Genomic DNA, 19,370 nt, shown 5'->3' on the forward strand with positions numbered 1-19,370 from the left:
TTAGATCTCATCATTCTTTGAGATAGAAGTAAATTCAATCCCTTTGTATTTTACGAAAGATGCAGTCCATACTTCTTTTGAGAGATTGCCAAGGTATTTTATAAACTGTTGTGTATCTCCATCTCTTATCCATTCTGATTTAATGAATGGAAGTTCTTTCTGCATTCTTTTAGGATGCATATGAACTAGTAGCAAACCTTTTTCTTCAGAAGCCCTTTTTAAAGCACCTTCATCACTTCTTTGAAATACTCTCATTAGAAGATTTAAAATTACCTCTTCACCAAGTTTCTTGAAATTTTCTGATTCCTCTAAATTATCTTTAATTTCTTTACCTCCAAGAGGCATTGCTCTTACTAAGTTTTGCTCTATTAAAGCTATTGCAATTAGATAATCTTGGCTAGCCATATTCTAAAATAATACTTTTTTGTTATTCTAACCTCTCGAGTTCATGAAAATCTTTCATGGATTAAATATCTGCGATAAGAAGAATGGAAATAATTTATAAATTATTTTCCAATACAACTAAACTATTATTTTAATTTAATTAGTAAAATTAAAAATTTATTTGTCATGAGGTTTTTTTTATTTTTATTTTTCGGTATTTTTGTAGGTCTTTATTTATCATGGCCCGGTTTAGTAATACCAGAAAATTGGAAATGTTTTAATCAAATTATTACAAAATCTGCAGAAGATAAAATTTCTTTAAAAGCTGCATTAGAGATTTCTCCCAGTTATTTTCTAAAAGCTAAGAATAAAAAGACGACTTCCAAAATAAAAATCGTAGCGGATGCGTGTTTTCGTTAATATGTTGAGTGACTAAATAAGACTACTAAATAATGAACAATAATATAAGATTTGAATTGTCATTTAAAAATATTTCTCAGTTAGACGATAAACTTAATTTCTGCAAATTAAATAATATCAAAAATATTAATATTCCATGTAAAGGACTTATAAAGAAGGATTTATTTAATTCAACTATTAAATATATATCAGAAAACTATAATGAATTTAATGTGACCTATCACTATAGTCTTTATCATCAATATGCAAAAAATAAAGAAGATTCTTATAAGGAATTTTTAGGTTTTGTTAAAAGATCTCAGAATAATAAAAATTTTGAAATTCTACTTGTGTCGGGATCAAATAAGAAAAAAAACTTTGACTCAGTTGATGTATTAGCTTATTTAAAAAAAGAAAAAAATTTAAAAGTTAAATTAGGTATAGCTTACAATCCATATTTGAAAAAATATTATAATATTTTTTCAGAAAGGGATAGGTTCGAAAAAAAAATTTCAACTGGTTTAATAAATTCAATTTGGTTTCAATATGGTACAGATATTAAAGTTCTTCAGAATGAGTTGACTTATCTTAAAAACTTAGCAAAAGAAGAAAAATTAAATTTATTTGGAAGTTTATTTATTCCATCTAAACAATTTATAGCACGGTTTAAATTTCGTCCTTGGAAAGAGGTATATATATCTGAAAAGTGTTTATATGCCTTGGAGAATTTTTGTGATTTCACAAACGATTTAGTTAGTTTTTATAAAAAAAATCATATTACACCTGTAATTGAATCTGATTTTTCATCATCAAAGAAACTCGATTCTGTTTATAGTTTTTTAAAAATTAAAGATAATTTCTGTCAATATTAAATCTATGAAAAGTGATGTTACATATGACTTATTAATAATAGGTGGTGGCATATCTGCGTGTGTTTTCGCTTCACAGTATCTGAAAAATAATATTACAAAAAAAGTTGGATTAATTGAAATTGGTCGTGGACTTGGAGGGAGATCAAGTACAAGAATAAGCAAAAAATATGAAGGATGGAAACTAAATCATGGTTCTCCAAATTTTAATATATCTAATAGTAAAAATAATCTTCTATTAAAAAGATATATTGATGAATTATTGAGAAATAAATATATAAAAATTGACGACTCAGAAATAATTTTTTTAAATGAAGATTCTAATTTAGAAACTATAAAAAAATCTGAATTTTCTTGCGGGGTTAATTATTTATCTCTAGATTCCATGAGTGAATTATCGAAAAAGATAATTGAGTCAAATAATTTAAAAGAGGAAATTGATTTTTTCTTTGAAACTTTAATCGTTGATATGGAGTTTAATGATAAGGAATGGTTACTAACATCAAAAAATGGCGACAAATTCAAGTCTAAATATCTAATTTGTTCAACTAATTTGTTGTTACATAATAGGTCTTTAAAAATATTAAACCTAAATCAAATTCCATTAAGAAAAGCAATTCCTATTAATAGTGATAAAAAAATAGATTTACTATTAAATTTCTTAGAAAACCAAACATTTATTCCCAGGTTAACTTTTCTAATTTATACAAATGAAAATTATAGTTATAAAGATTATTATTCTAAAAAACAAAGGTATTTTTATTTAAAAAATAATTTAGAAAAAAAATATAGATTTGAAAGAATTATTTTTCAGCTGCAAGATAATAATAAATTAGGAATTGTAGTACATACAAAAAACTTAGAGTTAATTAATTCTTATATAAGTGCAAAAGATGATGAAGTTTTTAAACAAAAAATAATTAAAAATTTCAATAAATTGTTTGAAGAGAATTCTTTAGTACATAAATTAACTTATGATGAAAACATATCTATTATGAAATGGAGGGCTTCACAGCCTTCTGGCCTTGCCGTACCATTATCTTTACAATTTAGTAGAAAATATAAAATTGGATTTTGCGGAGACTGGTTTGAAGGAGATGGATTCGGCAGAATTGAAGGCTCAATTTTAAGTGCTTTAATATTAGAGAAAAAAATAAAAGAATTAATTAAATAATTTTTTCATAATTTGAGCTACATCAGTGTTTTGTTCAATAATGAATTTGTTTGTATTATTTTTTATGCTATGAGGTTTGAATTTTTCATAATAAATGCTCCATGATTTTAAGAAATCATGCTCAGCTTGTTTTTTATTCTTTCCCCTTTCTTTTATATCTCTTTGGATAACTCTTTTCATGCACTCATTTTTTTTAGTTTTTATTTCTAAAAAAATATAATCCTTATTATTTAAAGTGTTTGAGAATTCCTTAGCAAATATACCTTCAACAATTAAAAAACTAATATTATTTGTTTCGTTTAAGATATTCTGAATTGTTTTATTTTCGAAATTATAATAACGATCATAGATTGAAATTCCATTCTTATAAATAAAATCAAAATCTTTTTTGAATAGTTCGTTATTAAAACTAATACTTCTATCAAAAAAACCTTCTATAAATTTTGGTAGTAATTTACTTATTAACCCTGTCTTATAGTAATTGTCGGTACTTAAAACAATACCATTTTTATTTTTTTGTATTATTTGATTTGATAAAGTTGTTTTTCCGCTTCCGGAAGGTCCACTTATAAAAATAAGCTTCATTTTTATGATCTGTTCTTTAATAAGATTTTAACTTTACTATCAATAAATACCTTTAAATTTTGAATATACATTTGAACTTTTTTAGTTTTTAAAATAATTTAAAATACCTTGCAATGGCTCGTAAGCTTGCATAAATATTAAATGTGTGTCTTTATATAATTGTAAATAAATTATTTCTATGCAGTTATTTTTTATCATGTTATAAATTCCTCTAGAATTTGATAAAATTAAAATGAATAGCTAATTTTATTACTAATATATTGTAATGATTTCTAAATTTCTCAGCAAACTAAAATCAACTTTATTTAAAAGGGAAGTAACTTCTGAAACCCCTTTAAAGAAAGAAAAAAAAGCAGCAAAGTCTGCAAAAACAAAAACAAAAACAAAAACAAAATCAAAAACCAAAGCAGTAAATTCTAAGAAAAATATTGAAACTTTGACTACACTTCCAGGTGTTGGAGCAAAAAGCGCAAAAGCTTTGTATGAGGCGGGATTTAAAACAACAAAGGCAGTTATCGCTGCAGATGAAAAAGATCTTCTTGCTGTATCAGGCGTTGGAATAAATCTTGTTAAGAAGCTTAAAAAGCTTAAGTAGTTAAAATTTTATTTTTAAACCTATTTTTAAAAAATTTGTAATATCAAATCACAATCAAAAAATTTATGAGATCTAGCAGATTATCTTCTTCTTGCTTTTCTTCTCTGTTGCAACTTTCTTTTATATTTTTCAATAGGTGTTTCGTGATGTCTTAGTCTTTTTAAATCTGCAAAGATTCCTGACTTAGATACTTGTCTTTTAAATCTTCTAAGGGCTGACTCAATACCCTCGTTCTCTCCAACTGTAACTTGTGTCAAAATTTTCTAAATAAATGATATTCTAGCACTTAAACAGATACATTCAAACTCAAAACATCTAATTAAGAGTTATTCGTTTATTTGGCTAATTTTTTGCCCACTCCATAAATCTTTTTTTATTACTTTTTATGTCTTGTAATGATTCAAAATAATATTTTTCCCAATTATCTTTAGGCAGGCCAAGAAATAACATAAGGTTTAATGGGTATTGATTGCTATCAGTACAATTTCTAAAATCATCCCTGAATAAAAAGATTTCCTTTTTTAGAGCAATTGCGATACCCAATTCAATCATTACACCTTCATCTGGAGGATTTCCATTAACAATCGCAAAAATACAATCACATTCTTTTAAATCATTGAAATTACTATTAGCAACTTCATATGCCCATTGACTTTTTTGTTGTGTTATTAGTTTTGCTCTCTCAAAAGGTTCAAATACTTCTACATTTAAATCATTAAAGATTTCAATAAATTCATTTAAAAGTGTTTTAGTTTGTTTTGAAAATCCATATGGATTTGCCAAATATAATTTCTTACTCAACTTAAACCTCTTTTTTTGATGTACTCTTCGCGGTCACTTTTTGAATTTAAAGTATTTTCCCAAGGAAAAACAATCCATTGACTTTTTTTTGTTACGTGCACTGTATTCCACCATGTAGGTTTGATTTTACTAAATAATACAAAAAACATAGCTCCTTCAATATTCTTGAAGCTTGTCAATGTAATGCCTGTTTCATAAACATCATCTACTATTAGTGAATTCTTTATTGGCTCTGAAATTAATTCAATTTTTAATTTATGGCTTAGTGCTACAGCAAGACATAATCCGCCACGAGGAACTCCATATATCCCAGAAAATTCCTTAAACCTACATTTATTAGCTATTTGTTCTACGCTCTTATCAAATTCGCTCCAAGTAAAAAAACTTATCATCTTAATTTTCGTTTTTTTCTGTTGTAGTAGCGTAATTTGAAGCAATTACACTTAAAAGTGCTACTACTTGCTCATTTGGACAATTAGTATTTTTTTTTAAATTTTCACATTCATTTATTATCTTAGCGTATGTATCCTCAACTATCCCGTTCATTTGCTCGATGCTAAAAGAATATGGTTTATTCATTATTTAATTATTAGTTATTTTATTTTTACTTAAATATCCAACGAAGTAAATATTTTTAGTATTTAAAGATAAATTTATTCCCACATGGGGTCATTGAATTTTTCATTTTTAAGTGAAGAAGGAACATAAGTATGTAAAGTTTCAATTTTTATAGCCCATTTTTTAGAGTTTCCCTTTAAACTTTTACTTTCAATTAGGTTTGTTAGGGAAATCCTTTTTCTAACTTTAAGAAGTCCTAAACAAGCTTCCCAGGCTTCATGATTTTTATAAATATTTAGCCAAAAATCAAAAATATTTTCCAAGATTTCTAAAGGGATATCAAATGGAATCCCTATTGAAGGTTTTGCAATTAAATAATTTTTGTTTCTTAGTTCATTTAATAAATTATTTACGTTTAAATTAATAGCTAAAAGAATGTCTTTTGCTGATTCATTACCTATTAATTCTTTTCTATGGCAATCTAAAAGATTTTCATCCTCAAGGATATTTTCATCGCAATTTTTTATTCCCACAATCCAAAACCCTTCTCCATTATTCACTCCACTAGCAAGAAATAGATATTGAGGTGAATTCTCCAAGATTTTAAATAGTTTTGTCCATTTTTAACATTATTTGCTTGATATGAAAATAATTTAGCTATGCAATTAACAATATGAAGTCCTCGTAAAAAAAAATTTGTTGTTATAGTTAAATTTTTAGAAAATGTTTGATTTAAGAGAACTAACATTAATGTTTTTAGATCCTACTGATTTAATAATTAATAATATAAATAAATATCTTTATAGTAATAAAGCAATTAAGTTTATTTTTTCTTAGGAAATAATTTTCCAATTTTTTCCTTTTGCAAGTATTCCTTTTTAGTTCTTATTTTTTTGTCTTCTAAAGATTCTTTATTAGTACTTACAGCATAAATAATATAGAAAATCATGCCAGTAAATATTAATCCTACAAAAATTATGAATATTCCTATAGGTTCACTTGGACTGAATATTTTAAGATCTAAAGTTGTATTTAGGGAAATTATCATCAATAAACTAATTCCTTAAATAAATTTTATAGAAATCTAATTGATTTCCTCGTATCCGTAATATGTTGCATTGTCAGAATTTTTATACCCATTAGCCGCTTCCTGTAAGTTTTGACTATCAATTTTTCTTGCTTTAGCATGAATCATATTGAATGGGAAAATCACAGCTCCTACAAAAAAATGAAGAATTAAGAAATCTGAAGGTAATCCATTTGTCCAATCAGGAAAAAAGAGCAATGTCATCAATGATTCGTACATATTTGTAATCAATAAACCTCTGACTATTATTGCTGAACTTATCGCAATACTTTTAATTATTAATAAATTGAAATTTAATTTTCTTTATATAATTATCAGATTTAATTGAAAAGACAATCTTGAAATACTATTATATTATTTAAAAGTTTTGATTAATAGCTGTTGTTAAAATTATTTTTTGGATTTCTTTTATTTATAAATTTTCAATTAAAACCTGCAATAGGTTTAACTTTTGATACGTCCGATCCTAGTGTTAGTTTCCTACAAAATAGGATCTCTAATAATTTCTCTAAGAAATATTGCAATGCTATTCAAAATGGTTTTTCTAAAGATGAAGCAATGAAATCAGCTATTATAAAAACTGAAAACATTATATCTTTTTCTTATAATCCACAGAAAAAATGGATTGAGAAAAGTGACTTGGCCAACCAAATCGCATTACAAGTAGTAAATAACTGTGGACCTTCATTTGGATTAATTGGAAAGGATGGAGTAAATTACTTTAAATCATATTTTCTAGAAATTTACGAAAAAACTACTCCTGACAAAAATTTTTCTAGATAAATTAGGTTAATGAACAATATTTCAGATAAATTAGTAGTAACAATCATATTGATTACTATTCTTTTTGTTTTTGGATTGATTTTTTCAGTAAAGTCACCAGAAAGAAAGATTATAGATTCGCCAATAATTTGGAAAGATGACTATTCTAATATTTCGCTTTACAGGAGCAATAAAATAAATTCAGAAATAGAAAGAATATTTTAAATGATAATTCATTATTTACCTAATTAGAAAGATCCTATTCAACAATATAAAAATATTATTTAGAATCTCAATCAATTTATCATTTCATTTTCAATTTAAGTAGTTCAAAAGAACTGACGCAAGTTTCAAGTCTTCATTAAACCATGCTCGTATCGCCATAGCTCTTCGAGGATCATAAAAAATTTGTTTTCTGTACCAACTAAGAACTTCTGAATCTGATTTCTTCCCATTACATGACAAACAACATGGCACGCAATTACTTGTACTGCTAATCCCACCTTTTGACATTGGGTGAAGGTGGTCAAGTGATTCTGAGGGTTTACCGCAATAAATACATTTATAGTTAGTAAGTTTATTAAGTGACTCTTTCCAATTTTTATTACTTATCTTGGGACAAAACTGATCAAGATAAATTGCATCTTGTTTATGCATAAAACTCTTGATATCCTTCTTGATGATAACAGTTTTTTTTGAAAGTATGATTGAATGATAAGGTGAGACTTTTTAAATCATATGCTTCTTATGAAAAGAATAATTTTCACTTATTAATACAAAGGCAATTTATGGTTAATGCTTTATTTATTAACAATATTATTAGGAAATTTTGATCATTCTTTACTTAAAAGTATTTATATCTTTTTGATATCGTTTTTTTCTAATACGTTCTCAGCGATTTCTGGAGGAGGAGCAGGATTAATACAATTGCCTGCATTAATTTTATCTGGAGTTCCTTATTATCAGGCTCTGGCTAGTCATAAATTAGCAACAGTAGCACTAGGAATAGGGGGTTCCTTACGAAATCACAAATCATTAGGTAATGATATAAGTGTTGCTTGGCAAATTTTAATTTTTGGATTGCCAGGAGTAATTTTAGGGGCTTCTGTAGTTGAATATATATCAGAAAAGTACTTGTACTTAATTTTAGGAATAATATCCATATTACTAGCATTTTACTCATTCCTTAAACCAAATTTAGGTTTAACATCTGGTTACAAAAAGCTTAATTTTGTTCATAAAATTAGATTTTTAATTTTTATTTTTCTTATAGGTATATTAAATGGCTCTATTTCTTCAGGAACTGGATTGCTTGTAACAATACTTTTAATAAAAACTTTTGAAATGGATTTTCTTCGAGCTATAAGTATGACATTCTTTACTGTTGGGATTTTTTGGAATTTTATAGGAGCAGTTTTTTTGGCAAGAATAGGATCGGTTCCTTTGAATATGTTGATAGTGTTAATAATTGGATCCTTTACAGGAGGATATTTCGGAGCTCACCTGTCAAAATTAAATGGGAATATTCGAATTAAAAAAACTTTTATAACAGTTTGCATTTTGGTTGGTATTAGCTTATTGATTAAATCCATAAAAATTTTTTTGTAAATTAATTGAGAATTTCAATAAATTTGTATTTAAAAAGGCTAAATAAGGTTAATTAGTTAACAAATTAAATTCATTCTTATTATGCATTGGCAAAGTGGTTAATGAATAACTCTTTTTATCAAATAATAATTTTAAAGAGACCTTGTCTAAAAACCATAAAAAAAGGCCTCACATATGTGTGGCCGGGTGATGGGGAACCTTATTTTTAAACCAATTTCTTAAAAAATGCAACCCCCTATCTATAGCGCTAACTAACTCATTTTCATACACTACAGATAGTGCTTTAATTATTTTCTTGTATATAAATTCAAAAATTCTAAAAAAATTTTGTAATCTAAGAGATTATGAGTAAAAATCCTATTTTAGGATTTCAAATGTTTTTGGGTAATTTTACTTGTTAAAAATATCCTGCACAGTATCATTCGTAAGAACTTTGCTAGTAAAAAGCTTTAATGATTGAATTAACTTTACTAACTCTTTTAAATTATGTTGGGGATAATTTCTGTGAGTATAGAAATCTAGGTCATGATAACTATAAATCTTTACTTCTTTCCTACAGTGATGCAAGTAATAAGTTTGGACCATTAGAAGTTAAAAAGGTCATTGAGAAGTCAGATAATTTTAAAGTTACGGCTGTTGCTATTGCTGCAATAAAATGCCCTCAGCATATAGTTAAGTAATGAAGTTTGAATTAAAAACTGAAAATAATAATTATTCAAAATCAATTTCAGTATTTTTCGGTATATTTTTTTTTCTCACTTTAATAATAATCCTTTGTGATGTTGCTCTCAAATTAGGAATTATATCTAGAAATCATAAAATCGAATACAACTGTAGGCTTCTATCTGTTGAAAAATCTAAACCTCATTTTAAGAAATTATCTAGGATTTCTAATTTGAAAAGTAAACAACAAATTTGGGAATTTTGCAGGGAGGTTATTAAATAATAGTTAGCTAGATGCTGATGAATAGAACTTTAATGCAAATAACCAGAACTTTCTTGAAGTTATAAGAAATACTGAAGCAACAATAACTTCAAGCAATATTTTCCACGATTGAGAAAGTCCAAGAAAAACTTCAGAAGGAATTGTAGTAATAAAAGCAATAGGAATGAAAATACTAAAAAAAACTCTTAAAGAAAATGAAAATGAATTTAGAGGAAATCTTCCAATATAAAGAAATGATCTTAATACTTCTATTGCATTCCAAGTCTTAACAAACCAAATAGTAGTAGTAGAGATAAAAAACCATATGCTATATAAAATACAAACCGAGCAGCTTATCGTAATCAAGGATAGGGTCAGAAAACTTAAACTTAAATTTATTTGATTTATTCTTATGCAGAAGAGCAACAAGAAAAATCCAAGCATTATTTCTAAAAATCCAGATGGATTTATTTTTTTTAACGAAATAAAAAATTGACTATCAATAGGTTTTAAAAGTACGAAGTCTAATGTTCCTTCTCTTATGTGTTTAACTATTTCTGTAAGATTAGGGTTGAACCATGTATTTGTTATTCCATTCAAAATTGTATAAATAGCTTGGATTATTAGTACCTGTTCAAATTTCCACCCTCCAATATAGCCACTATTTTGAAAAAAAATAGATAATAGAAAAATGCTACCTACTAAACTTAAAATTGCAGTAAATAGATCAATTAATATATTTGTTTTATACTCCAACTCGGAAGCTAAAGAAGTGTGTAAGAATTTTTTATAAACTTTTAGATATTTTCTTAAATTCATGACCCCATTGCGGTATATTTTTTCGTTCCTTCAAACCAGATTTTCTTAAATAATGGGAAAAGTAAAAAAATCCATAGGATTTGCATACTTAAGCCTCCACTAATATTTGTTTCATTGCCTGACAGTAAGTTCGCAGGGAAATCAATTAGATATGGAAAAGGAGTCAAATAAATCCATGATTTAACATATGTAGGAAATGAAACTACTGGTGCTAGAAGACCTGAGAGAAATAAAGTTGGAATAAATAACAATCTTTCTATAGATGATGCTTTCTCCGTCCAGAAACATAGACATGCAACTATTGACTGAATTAAAAATTGAATCAAGAAGGATAAGAAAGTAGATACTATCGATAAGAGTAAAATACCTAAATTTGGTATCCATATACTTTCTGGATTAAAAATAAAAAAGAAAAATGCGATTATTAGTGCGAAAGGGAATCTTGTTATTTGTTCAGCAAGATGTTGTGCAAGATATCTGAAAAATGGATTTAAAGGTTGGATTAAATACGGAGATACTTTCCCAAGAAGAGAATCCTCTTCAAAACTAAATACAACCCAAACTACAGAAAACTGTCTTACAAAAAAAGCACATAAGAAATACCTAGAAAGCAATACATCACTTATGTTTATGGATTCATTTAGATTATTGTTTGTCCAAATATTTAACATGAAAAAAGGAATAATCCCTGAAATTGCCCATAATGCAATTTCTACCCTATATTCCAACATGTTTGAATATTGGACTTTTAATAAGGTGAACATTTTACGTTTAATTAAATTAGATAGCATAATCTTTTTTTATTAATACCTTCCCAATAACTTCATCTATGGGTGGCTCATTTATAAAAAGATCTTCAATATCAAAATTATTTAGGATGGTTTTTAGTGAAGAGGTAATAGAATTGTTTTCAATTTTTATAGTGATTTCATTCTTTATTTTATTTTTAACAGTAAAACCTGAATTTTCTAGTTTAATTGCATCCTCTTCTGAGCGACAAACTATTAATATTTCTTTGACAGGAGAAAGTTTTTTTAATAACTGGTCAAGTTTTCCATCATATGATATTGCCCCTTCTTGTACACATATAACTCTTTTGCATAGAGATGTAATATCTTTCATGTAATGACTGGTTAGGCATATCGTTGCATTAGTTTCTTTATTATATTTTTGAAGGAATTTTCTTAAATTTCTCTGTGCATTAATATCTAATCCAAGTGTGGGCTCGTCTAAAAATAGAATATTTGGTTCATGTATCAAAGCTGCTAGTAATTCTGATTTCATACGCTGACCTAATGAAAGTTTTCTAACAGGTATGAATAGCTCTTGATCAATTTCCAGCATTTCTGATAGTTTTTTTATTCTCTTTTTAGCTTCGAATTTATCTAAGTCATATATTGAGGCATTCAAATAGAATGATTCAATTGGCGGAAGATCCCAAATAAGCTGTTGCTTTTGTCCCATTATTAAGGTGATATTCTTCAGGAAATTTTCTTTTCTTCTGAAAGGTAAGTAGCCTGAAACCAATATCGAACCTTCACTTGGATAAATTAAGCCACAAAGCATTTTTAATATTGTTGTTTTCCCTGCTCCATTTGCACCTAGAAAACCAACTATTTCTCCTTCTTTAATTTCAAAACTTATATCTTTTATAACTTTTAAACTTTTTGTTTGTCTTCTAAAAAAATGTTTAATTGTCCCTTTTAAGCCTGGTTCTTTGGAAGAGATGTCAAATGACTTAGATAAATTTCTTACATCGATAATATTTTGTACCATTTAAATTTTTAATTACTGAAATTTTATATTTAAATAAATTGTTTAATTACTTTCATTTTAGAAAATTTTTTAATCACTTAAAAAATATCTTTAAACGATACAACCAGCCATATAAAAAAGTTAATTGGATTAAGTAAATCGCTTACCTTATTTTTATTTTCATAATTTAATCCTCTTAAAAAATCATATATAAAATTACTATTCACTTTTTTATAATTATTTTTTTTAATTACATTACCATTTTCGTCGAGAAGATCGATTTCATCCTCAAAAAACCATTGTTCTTTTCCATTAGATAATTGCAAGACAACTCCAATACCTTTGCCATCAGTTATTCTGAAATCACTTATCTTACCCAATGAAGAAACATTAATCGCATCAATAGTTTCTTTAGTAAGTCTATCCTTAGATAGTTGTAGGTTAACTTGAACAGAATTTCCTATTTTAACCTTATCTAAAATTGACATTTTTAGGTTATTATACTTAGTGATAAAGGATTTATGTGATTAATTCAGAATTATTGATTTTTTTCAATAATTACGATTTTTTTAAAACAGCTTCAAGGATTCTTTTAATTGAAATTGTTAGTACTCTCAAAAATACAAAAAACAGACCTAACCAACCTAATATGACAGCTATTGATAACATGTTTGAACCCAAATCACGCTGTAGAAAATTCTGCATATAATTATTAATTATTCTAAATTATATAAATTTTACTCTACTTTATTAAATTACTTTTTAAAGCTGTAAATGTTTAAAATTCAGATTTTTTAAATTCTTTTTCTTTGACTTATTTAATAGATATGATTTGTGAGTTAAGATTCATATAGAAAAATATTTTAATATTTTGGACCTATCTTTGAATTCATACATTGGAATACTTTTTATCATTACTGGCCTAATAGTTAGGGTTGACTTGAAATTCTCTATTGAAAAAGATTTCAAATAATTTTTAATAAACTCTTTTTAGTTAAGACTTTATAATCTTTACTTTTATAATTTCTGTAACTTCTGCAAAAAACTAAAAAAAGCAGCTTTGAAGCTGCTTCTAAATGGTGGCGGGGGGGAGATTTGAACTTCCGACCTTCGGGTTATGAGCCCGACGAGCTACCAGACTGCTCTACCCCGCGACATATACATAGCATACATCTGAAAGGGTTATTTTTTCCTGTTTTTTAGGATTCTTGGAATTTTACTTTACCTTTAACTTCAAGTCGCACTCCTTCAGAAAAATTAAACACCTTTTCTTCGATGTCTTGAATTCTTAAGTCAGATATCCACTCTAACTGTTTTAATAAGTGAAGACTAACAGCATGCTTTGCTCTTTTTGAACCGTCTTCTACTTTTAAAGCTAAACCTATACCTTCATTTACTTTACATAAACACTGTATTCCCTCAGCTCCACCTTTGCCTATAACGTTCCCATGAGAAGCTTTAATTATTTCTGAATCAAATTTATTGTTATCACCTATCATTATTGGGTTTATTGTCATAGCTCTACTGATTTGCTCTAACTCAGCATTTTCGGAACTACTAAGAAGTGAATATAACCTCGACATTTCTAATAGTTTTAAATAAAGAGTGGGCGCACCACAATCATCACGTTCTGCGTTTATTTCAGATAAAGGGATTTGAAGCAATTCAGAAACAATTCTGAAGATTTCTATTTGAAGAGGATGATCCCCTTTTAAGTAACTATCTAATGGCCAATTCATTTTTTTGCATGTAGCTAAAAAAGCAGCATGTTTCCCCGAACAATTATGTTCTAATGGACTTGTCTTTGATTTTGGACACTTAAGATTATTAATATCAATGTCGTATTCCCATAAAATTTTGAATGCTTCCCTTGAATGAAGTTTTGATCCACTATGTGACCCGCATGCTAAAGCAATTGATTTTGATTCATTATTGAATTTTGATGAGGCTCCACTACTTACGAAAGGTATTGCTTGAAAAGGTTTTAGTGCGGACCTTATGAAACTTTTATATTCTGGATTTCCTGCGCACATTAGAACCCTCCCTTTTTTATCAGTAATAACAGCATGAATCTTGTGGATCGACTCAATATTTGATCCTCTTATTAAGGTTGCTTGTAAGGGGGGATTGTTAGAAGTGTAGAGGTTTTTGAAATTAGAACTCATTTAGAAATTGTTGTATTGAAAAATCAAAATACCAGACAAAGCTAAGACTGAAATAATAGAAAAAATTTGAATTAAATTTTTTAAAATTGGTTTTACCTCGATTGTGGCTATAAGTGATTCTTTTTCTTTTAAAACTAATGGCTTTTTCCATACTTGACCGTCATACCAACCGGACTCCTCGTACTCTACTTTTTCAGATATTAATCTATTAAATATATGATTCCAACCTAGATATAATCTTATTGAAATTAAAAGAGGTATTGATAAGCTGCCAAAAAAACTTAATAGAATATATTTTAGAATGGACGTTTTGAAATATACACTACCTGAAGAAATAACAAGAAATAGAACAAAAGCAACTACCCAGAACTTTATTAATATAAGAATTAGTGACTTTTTTGTTTTTGGCCAAGAAAAAATTTTAGATTTTGATAATTCTATGAATTCATTTGTGGGTTGCTGCTCTCTAGGGACAGGACATTTAGATTGATTCATAAAATAAAATTATGGAAATAAAAGATTATCTCCATTACTCCAGAATGATTCGAGGTCATAGTATTTTCTTATTTCTGGTTGAAAAATATTTACTATCAAATCACCATAATCGAGTAAAGCCCATTTCGCTTCGTTTATCCCTTCTTTTCGTATAGGTTCAATTTTAGCCTTTTCTCTAAGCTCTCCCTCTACAGAGTTAGTTATAGATCTAACCTGTACATCAGATAATCCTTCTGCAATTAAAATCCATTCACTTATAAATGATACTTTGTCAATTTTTATAAGTTTTATATCTCTTGCTTTTTTTTCATCACACGCTTTGGCTGCTATTAAAACCAAACTTTTATTGTCCATAAACATTTTCACTTGAAACTGATTTCTCTGAGCCTTCTTGCTGAGATAATTCTGATCTTGCTTTTTCTGCACTTTTTCTTAAGGCATCTAACCTATCTTCAAAGAAACTTCTTTTTTTCTTTTTTCGTGTCTTCTCTATTAGCTCCTTTAATGCTCCTCCAAGGCTTTTATAAGCATTTGGAACGCTGTATCCAAATCTACAAGCAAGATCTATAGCTCTTTCATCTGCATAAATAGCATCTTGAAGCTTTTTTTCAGAATTATTTTTTAAATATAATCTATATCCTGCAAAACTTGATAAACCAAGAGCAAGTAATAAAAGTAACCCATCTTGCACCCACAACTCTCCTATTGCCCCTCCAAGTCCTATTGCAAGAGCGGCCATTTCCCATCCATCTCTTGGAATCGTGTCATTTTGGATTTTTCCAACCTCGTGCCAAAATAATAAATTTCTATGGTCAATAGCAAAGTTATCCCATTCATCTAAATCTATTTGAATTTCTACTTCGTCACGACCGATTTCCTCAAGTGTGATTAAAGGTGGATCTATAGCTGCAGCAGCTTCAACAAATACCCAACTTTCATTCTCTGGAGGCAACAAACTTTTAAGTCGCTGAAGTTCGCTCATAAAAAATTAATTTCTTTCAATACTATAGAAACAAATGTTGCTTTTCAAGTAACTTGATTAACATCTGATGATTTATAAGTAGCATGAGATAAATGTTCGTTTAAATTATGCCTCAAAGAGGTGATCTTAAAAAAATTCTTATTCTAGGTTCGGGACCAATTGTTATAGGTCAAGCATGCGAATTTGATTACTCTGGTACTCAAGCTTGCAAAGCATTAAGAAATGCTGGTTATGAAATTGTCTTGATAAATTCAAATCCAGCATCAATAATGACAGATCCTGATATTGCAAGCAAAACATATATTGAACCATTGACTCCTGAAATAGTTTCTCAGATCATTCTAAGAGAAAAACCTGATGCGATTCTTCCTACTATGGGAGGTCAAACCGCTTTGAATCTTGTGGTTAAATTATCAGAGTCAGATTTTTTAAAACAAAACAATATTGAATTAATTGGAGCTGATTTAATAGCTATTAATAAAGCTGAAGATAGGAAATTATTTAAAGAATCGATGGAGAAAATAAATGTAAATGTTTGTCCATCTGGTATTGCATCTAACCTAGATGAAGCTATTGAGGTATCAAAAAAAATTAGTTCCTATCCTCTTATAATCAGGCCTGCGTTTACTTTAGGCGGTGTAGGTGGTGGAATTGCTTTTAACCTTGAAGAACTTGTCGAGTTGTGCAAATCAGGTTTAGAGGAAAGTCCAAGCAATCAAATATTAATTGAAAAATCACTCATTGGATGGAAGGAGTATGAACTAGAGGTAATGAGAGATACTGCTGACAATGTCGTAATAGTTTGCAGTATTGAAAATTTAGACCCAATGGGTATCCACACTGGAGATTCGATTACTGTAGCTCCTGCACAGACTTTAACAGATAAGGAGTATCAGAGGTTGCGGGATTTGTCATTGAAGATTATTAGAGAGGTGGGAGTTGAAACAGGAGGCAGTAATATTCAATTTGCAGTAAATCCATCTGATGGAGAAGTAATTGTTATAGAAATGAATCCTCGTGTAAGTAGATCCTCTGCTTTGGCAAGTAAAGCAACTGGATTCCCCATAGCTAAGATTGCAGCTTTATTATCTGTTGGCTATACACTTGATGAGATTATTAATGACATTACAAAAAAAACACCTGCATGTTTTGAGCCATCAATAGATTATGTAGTTACTAAGATCCCAAGATTTGCTTTTGAAAAGTTTAAAGGCTCATCAAATACTTTAAGCACTGCCATGAAATCTGTTGGTGAGTCAATGGCAATAGGACGTTCCTTTGAAGAATCATTTCAGAAAGCATTAAGGTCATTAGAAGTAGGTGTTTTTGGATGGGAATGTGATTCACAAGATGAATTCAAAGATGAGAGTCAAATTAAAAATAGTTTAAGAAAACCAACATCTGAAAGAATTCTCCTAATTAAAAAAGCTATGCAGCTTGGGAAAACTAATAACTATATTCAAGAAGTTACAAATATAGATTTATGGTTTATCGAAAAATTACGTAATATCTTTAATTTTGAAAATGATTTCTTGAAAGATAAGGAACTTTATACCCTAGATAGGGATTTGATGTTACATGCTAAACAATTAGGCTTTTCAGATCAACAGATAGCAAAGTTAACTAATTCTGAGTTTTTTGAAGTAAGAAGATATAGAAAAAAACTTAATATAATTCCAATTTATAAAACTGTTGATACTTGTTCAGCAGAATTCTCTTCCTCAACTCCCTATCATTATTCAACTTACGAAGAATCTTTCATTAATTCTAATTCCCAAATTTTTGATAGCGAGATTTCAGAAAATAGTAAATCAAAAAAAATTATGATTTTAGGGGGAGGTCCAAACAGAATTGGTCAAGGAATAGAATTTGATTACTGTTGTTGTCATGCATCATATCAATCTTCTACAAATGGCTATAAAACAATAATGGTTAATAGTAATCCTGAAACTGTATCAACAGATTATGATACTAGCGATATTTTATATTTTGAACCTGTAACTTTGGAGGATGTGCTTAACATAATAGAAGCTGAAAATCCTTATGGATTGATTGTTCAATTTGGAGGTCAAACTCCACTGAAATTATCATTACCTTTATATGAATGGCTTAAATCTAATGATGGGATCAGAACTGGATCAAAAATACTTGGGACTTCTCCAATCTCTATTGATTTAGCGGAAGATAGAGAGGAATTTACAAAAATTCTTGAAGAATTATGTATTAGACAACCTTTAAACGGTATTGCACGTAATCACAATGAAGCAGAAATAGTAGCAAAAAATATAGGATTCCCCTTGGTTGTAAGACCTTCTTATGTTTTAGGTGGAAGGGCAATGGAAATTGTTAAAGATGAAAATGAATTATCGAGATACATTTCTGAAGCAGTTAAGGTATCACCTGATCATCCAATCCTTCTTGATCAATATTTGAATAATGCAATTGAGATAGATGTTGATGCTTTATGCGATTCAGAGGGTTCGGTTGTAATTGCTGGACTAATGGAACATGTGGAACCTGCAGGAATTCATTCAGGAGATTCAGCTTGTTGCTTACCCTCCATTTCTCTTTCAAAATCCACAATAGAAAATGTAAGGAACTGGACTAAATTAATTGCACAAAGATTAAATGTTGTTGGTTTAATTAATTTGCAATTTGCAGTAATAAATACAAATAACAAAGAAAATCAATTATTTATTCTCGAAGCAAATCCAAGAGCATCCAGGACAGTTCCATTTGTTTCCAAAGCTATAGGTAAACCAGTTGCAAAATTAGCTACTCAGTTAATGCAGGGTTTTACATTAGAAGATCTCAATTTCACAGAAGAATTTTCTCCAAAATATCAAGCAGTAAAAGAGGCTGTTTTACCTTTTAAAAGATTTCCTGGCTCTGATACATTACTTGGTCCTGAAATGAGATCTACTGGAGAAGTAATGGGTTTAGCTAAAGATTTTGGAATTGCTTATGCCAAGTCGGAATTGGCAGCAGGTAATGGTGTTCCTTCAGAAGGAGTTGCTTTTTTATCAACAAATGATTTAGATAAAAAAAATCTTGAGGAAGTTGCTCGAGAACTTTTGAATTTAGGATTTAAATTAATCGCAACAAAAGGTACATCTTCATATTTGATTAATTTAGGAATTCAAGTTGAAGAAGTGTTAAAAGTTCATGAAGGAAGACCAAATATTGAGGACCTAATACGTTCGGGTCTTGTTCAATTAATAATTAATACTCCAATTGGCTCACAGGCTCTTCATGATGATGCTTATTTAAGACGTGCCGCTTTAGAATATAATATTCCAACTTTTACAACTATTCCGGGAGCAAAGGCAGCAATTAAGGCGATTAAAGCTTTGCAATGCAATAAAATCAATACTTACTCTCTACAAGAAATACATAATTATTAAAAA

Annotated in this window: 29 protein-coding genes and 1 tRNA gene; 10 read left to right on the plus strand and 20 right to left on the minus strand. The window is 28.5% G+C overall.

Annotated elements, in window-relative coordinates; genetic code table 11:
• The gene (locus tag BS621_RS08695; protein ID WP_077142547.1) at positions 1–405 is read right to left on the minus strand and encodes a hypothetical protein; all 405 of its coding nucleotides are present in this window, start codon (positions 403–405) and stop codon (positions 1–3) included.
• A gap of 165 nt (positions 406–570) precedes the next feature.
• On the opposite strand from BS621_RS08695, the gene BS621_RS08700 reads away from it, so the two are divergent.
• Genes BS621_RS08700 through BS621_RS08710 form a run of 3 tightly spaced genes read left to right on the plus strand, consistent with a single transcriptional unit; the run spans position 571 to position 2,826 of the window.
• Positions 571–804 carry a hypothetical protein gene (locus tag BS621_RS08700; protein ID WP_077142548.1) on the plus strand — a complete coding sequence of 78 codons (234 nt, stop codon included), beginning with the start codon at positions 571–573 and terminating at the stop codon, positions 802–804.
• 32 nt (positions 805–836) lie between these two features.
• Positions 837–1,655: a hypothetical protein gene (locus BS621_RS08705; protein ID WP_077142549.1), complete on the plus strand. Its 819-nt coding sequence runs from the start codon at positions 837–839 to the stop codon at positions 1,653–1,655.
• A 4-nt stretch (positions 1,656–1,659) separates the two neighbouring features.
• On the plus strand, positions 1,660–2,826 hold the full coding sequence (locus BS621_RS08710) for an NAD(P)-binding protein (protein WP_077142550.1): 1,167 nt from the start codon (positions 1,660–1,662) through the stop codon (positions 2,824–2,826).
• Here BS621_RS08710 and BS621_RS08715 read toward each other — a convergent pair.
• Complete coding sequence (locus tag BS621_RS08715; RefSeq protein ID WP_077142551.1) at positions 2,815–3,411, minus strand: uridine kinase family protein; 597 nt, start codon at positions 3,409–3,411, stop codon at positions 2,815–2,817. The genes BS621_RS08710 and BS621_RS08715 overlap by 12 nt on opposite strands.
• A 265-nt stretch (positions 3,412–3,676) precedes the next feature.
• Between BS621_RS08715 and BS621_RS08720 the strand changes: the two genes are divergently transcribed.
• Positions 3,677–4,006 (plus strand): helix-hairpin-helix domain-containing protein, encoded by a 330-nt coding sequence (locus tag BS621_RS08720; RefSeq protein WP_077142552.1) that lies wholly within the window; start codon positions 3,677–3,679, stop codon positions 4,004–4,006.
• Positions 4,007–4,086: 80 nt separating this feature from the next.
• Here the strand turns inward: BS621_RS08720 and rpsU are convergent, their stop codons facing one another.
• The 7 genes from rpsU to BS621_RS08755 all read right to left on the minus strand — a co-directional run bounded on the left by rpsU (position 4,087) and on the right by BS621_RS08755 (position 6,656).
• Positions 4,087–4,263: a 30S ribosomal protein S21 gene (rpsU, locus tag BS621_RS08725; protein WP_002806486.1), complete on the minus strand. Its 177-nt coding sequence runs from the start codon at positions 4,261–4,263 to the stop codon at positions 4,087–4,089.
• 85 nt (positions 4,264–4,348) lie between these two features.
• Entirely contained in the window at positions 4,349–4,807 is a 459-nt protein-coding gene (locus BS621_RS08730) for a nucleoside 2-deoxyribosyltransferase (RefSeq protein ID WP_077142553.1), read from the minus strand.
• Entirely contained in the window at positions 4,804–5,199 is a 396-nt protein-coding gene (locus tag BS621_RS08735) for a phosphoribosyltransferase (protein ID WP_083703273.1), read from the minus strand. Before BS621_RS08735 ends, BS621_RS08730 begins: the two co-directional genes overlap by 4 nt.
• Before the next feature lies 1 nt (position 5,200).
• Positions 5,201–5,353, minus strand: coding sequence for a hypothetical protein (locus BS621_RS08740; protein ID WP_225866699.1), 153 nt, complete (start codon positions 5,351–5,353; stop codon positions 5,201–5,203).
• Between the two features lie 107 nt (positions 5,354–5,460).
• Complete coding sequence (locus BS621_RS08745; RefSeq protein WP_077142555.1) at positions 5,461–5,964, minus strand: josephin; 504 nt, start codon at positions 5,962–5,964, stop codon at positions 5,461–5,463.
• Positions 5,965–6,188: 224 nt separating this feature from the next.
• The gene (locus BS621_RS08750) at positions 6,189–6,413 is read right to left on the minus strand and encodes a hypothetical protein (protein WP_029977712.1); all 225 of its coding nucleotides are present in this window, start codon (positions 6,411–6,413) and stop codon (positions 6,189–6,191) included.
• A 36-nt stretch (positions 6,414–6,449) separates the two neighbouring features.
• Complete coding sequence (locus BS621_RS08755) at positions 6,450–6,656, minus strand: hypothetical protein (RefSeq protein WP_225866700.1); 207 nt, start codon at positions 6,654–6,656, stop codon at positions 6,450–6,452.
• 177 nt (positions 6,657–6,833) lie between these two features.
• Between BS621_RS08755 and BS621_RS08760 the strand changes: the two genes are divergently transcribed.
• Both BS621_RS08760 and BS621_RS08765 read left to right on the plus strand, forming a co-directional pair.
• A complete protein-coding gene (locus tag BS621_RS08760) occupies positions 6,834–7,235 on the plus strand; it encodes a hypothetical protein (protein WP_077142556.1) in 402 nt (133 codons plus the stop codon).
• 9 nt (positions 7,236–7,244) lie between these two features.
• Positions 7,245–7,439, plus strand: coding sequence for a hypothetical protein (locus BS621_RS08765; RefSeq protein ID WP_077142557.1), 195 nt, complete (start codon positions 7,245–7,247; stop codon positions 7,437–7,439).
• Positions 7,440–7,529: 90 nt separating this feature from the next.
• Here the strand turns inward: BS621_RS08765 and BS621_RS08770 are convergent, their stop codons facing one another.
• Positions 7,530–7,871, minus strand: coding sequence for an HNH endonuclease (locus tag BS621_RS08770; RefSeq protein WP_077142558.1), 342 nt, complete (start codon positions 7,869–7,871; stop codon positions 7,530–7,532).
• Between the two features lie 138 nt (positions 7,872–8,009).
• Between BS621_RS08770 and BS621_RS08775 the strand changes: the two genes are divergently transcribed.
• The 3 genes from BS621_RS08775 (at position 8,010) to BS621_RS08785 (ending at position 9,768) form a co-directional block, all read left to right on the plus strand.
• Positions 8,010–8,822 carry a sulfite exporter TauE/SafE family protein gene (locus tag BS621_RS08775; RefSeq protein WP_077142559.1) on the plus strand — a complete coding sequence of 271 codons (813 nt, stop codon included), beginning with the start codon at positions 8,010–8,012 and terminating at the stop codon, positions 8,820–8,822.
• Positions 8,823–9,274: 452 nt separating this feature from the next.
• Positions 9,275–9,502, plus strand: coding sequence for a hypothetical protein (locus BS621_RS08780; RefSeq protein WP_025931952.1), 228 nt, complete (start codon positions 9,275–9,277; stop codon positions 9,500–9,502).
• Positions 9,502–9,768, plus strand: a complete 267-nt coding sequence (locus BS621_RS08785; protein WP_077142560.1) for a hypothetical protein — start codon at positions 9,502–9,504, stop codon at positions 9,766–9,768. The genes BS621_RS08780 and BS621_RS08785 overlap by 1 nt, the downstream gene beginning before the upstream one ends.
• 3 nt (positions 9,769–9,771) lie before the next feature.
• On the opposite strand, the gene BS621_RS08790 is transcribed toward BS621_RS08785, so the two are convergent.
• The 10 genes from BS621_RS08790 to BS621_RS08830 form a co-directional block, all read right to left on the minus strand.
• Entirely contained in the window at positions 9,772–10,566 is a 795-nt protein-coding gene (locus BS621_RS08790; RefSeq protein WP_077142561.1) for an ABC transporter permease, read from the minus strand.
• Positions 10,563–11,357 carry an ABC transporter permease gene (locus BS621_RS08795; protein WP_077142562.1) on the minus strand — a complete coding sequence of 265 codons (795 nt, stop codon included), beginning with the start codon at positions 11,355–11,357 and terminating at the stop codon, positions 10,563–10,565. Before BS621_RS08795 ends, BS621_RS08790 begins: the two co-directional genes overlap by 4 nt.
• Positions 11,347–12,342: an ABC transporter ATP-binding protein gene (locus BS621_RS08800; RefSeq protein WP_077142563.1), complete on the minus strand. Its 996-nt coding sequence runs from the start codon at positions 12,340–12,342 to the stop codon at positions 11,347–11,349. The genes BS621_RS08795 and BS621_RS08800 overlap by 11 nt, the downstream gene beginning before the upstream one ends.
• Before the next feature lie 77 nt (positions 12,343–12,419).
• The gene (gene petP, locus BS621_RS08805) at positions 12,420–12,809 is read right to left on the minus strand and encodes a cytochrome b6-f complex subunit PetP (RefSeq protein WP_077142564.1); all 390 of its coding nucleotides are present in this window, start codon (positions 12,807–12,809) and stop codon (positions 12,420–12,422) included.
• A gap of 70 nt (positions 12,810–12,879) precedes the next feature.
• Positions 12,880–13,026 carry a hypothetical protein gene (locus BS621_RS09615; protein ID WP_198025622.1) on the minus strand — a complete coding sequence of 49 codons (147 nt, stop codon included), beginning with the start codon at positions 13,024–13,026 and terminating at the stop codon, positions 12,880–12,882.
• Positions 13,027–13,398: 372 nt separating this feature from the next.
• Positions 13,399–13,475, minus strand: a tRNA-Met gene (locus BS621_RS08810).
• Positions 13,476–13,520: 45 nt separating this feature from the next.
• Positions 13,521–14,486: an asparaginase gene (locus BS621_RS08815; protein ID WP_077142565.1), complete on the minus strand. Its 966-nt coding sequence runs from the start codon at positions 14,484–14,486 to the stop codon at positions 13,521–13,523.
• Complete coding sequence (locus tag BS621_RS08820; RefSeq protein WP_077142566.1) at positions 14,487–14,981, minus strand: CGLD27 family protein; 495 nt, start codon at positions 14,979–14,981, stop codon at positions 14,487–14,489. It lies immediately after the preceding gene.
• Positions 14,982–14,990: 9 nt separating this feature from the next.
• Positions 14,991–15,335: a ribosome silencing factor gene (gene rsfS / locus BS621_RS08825; RefSeq protein WP_025881603.1), complete on the minus strand. Its 345-nt coding sequence runs from the start codon at positions 15,333–15,335 to the stop codon at positions 14,991–14,993.
• Positions 15,325–15,963: a DUF3318 domain-containing protein gene (locus BS621_RS08830; RefSeq protein ID WP_025931944.1), complete on the minus strand. Its 639-nt coding sequence runs from the start codon at positions 15,961–15,963 to the stop codon at positions 15,325–15,327. Before BS621_RS08830 ends, rsfS begins: the two co-directional genes overlap by 11 nt.
• A gap of 107 nt (positions 15,964–16,070) precedes the next feature.
• Here BS621_RS08830 and carB point away from each other — a divergent pair, with 107 nt between their 5' ends.
• The gene (gene carB / locus BS621_RS08835) at positions 16,071–19,367 is read left to right on the plus strand and encodes a carbamoyl-phosphate synthase large subunit (protein WP_077142567.1); all 3,297 of its coding nucleotides are present in this window, start codon (positions 16,071–16,073) and stop codon (positions 19,365–19,367) included.
• The last annotated feature ends 3 nt before the right edge of the window (positions 19,368–19,370 follow it).

The sequence above is a fragment of the Prochlorococcus sp. RS04 genome (assembly GCF_001989455.1).
GTDB lineage: Bacteria > Cyanobacteriota > Cyanobacteriia > PCC-6307 > Cyanobiaceae > Prochlorococcus_A.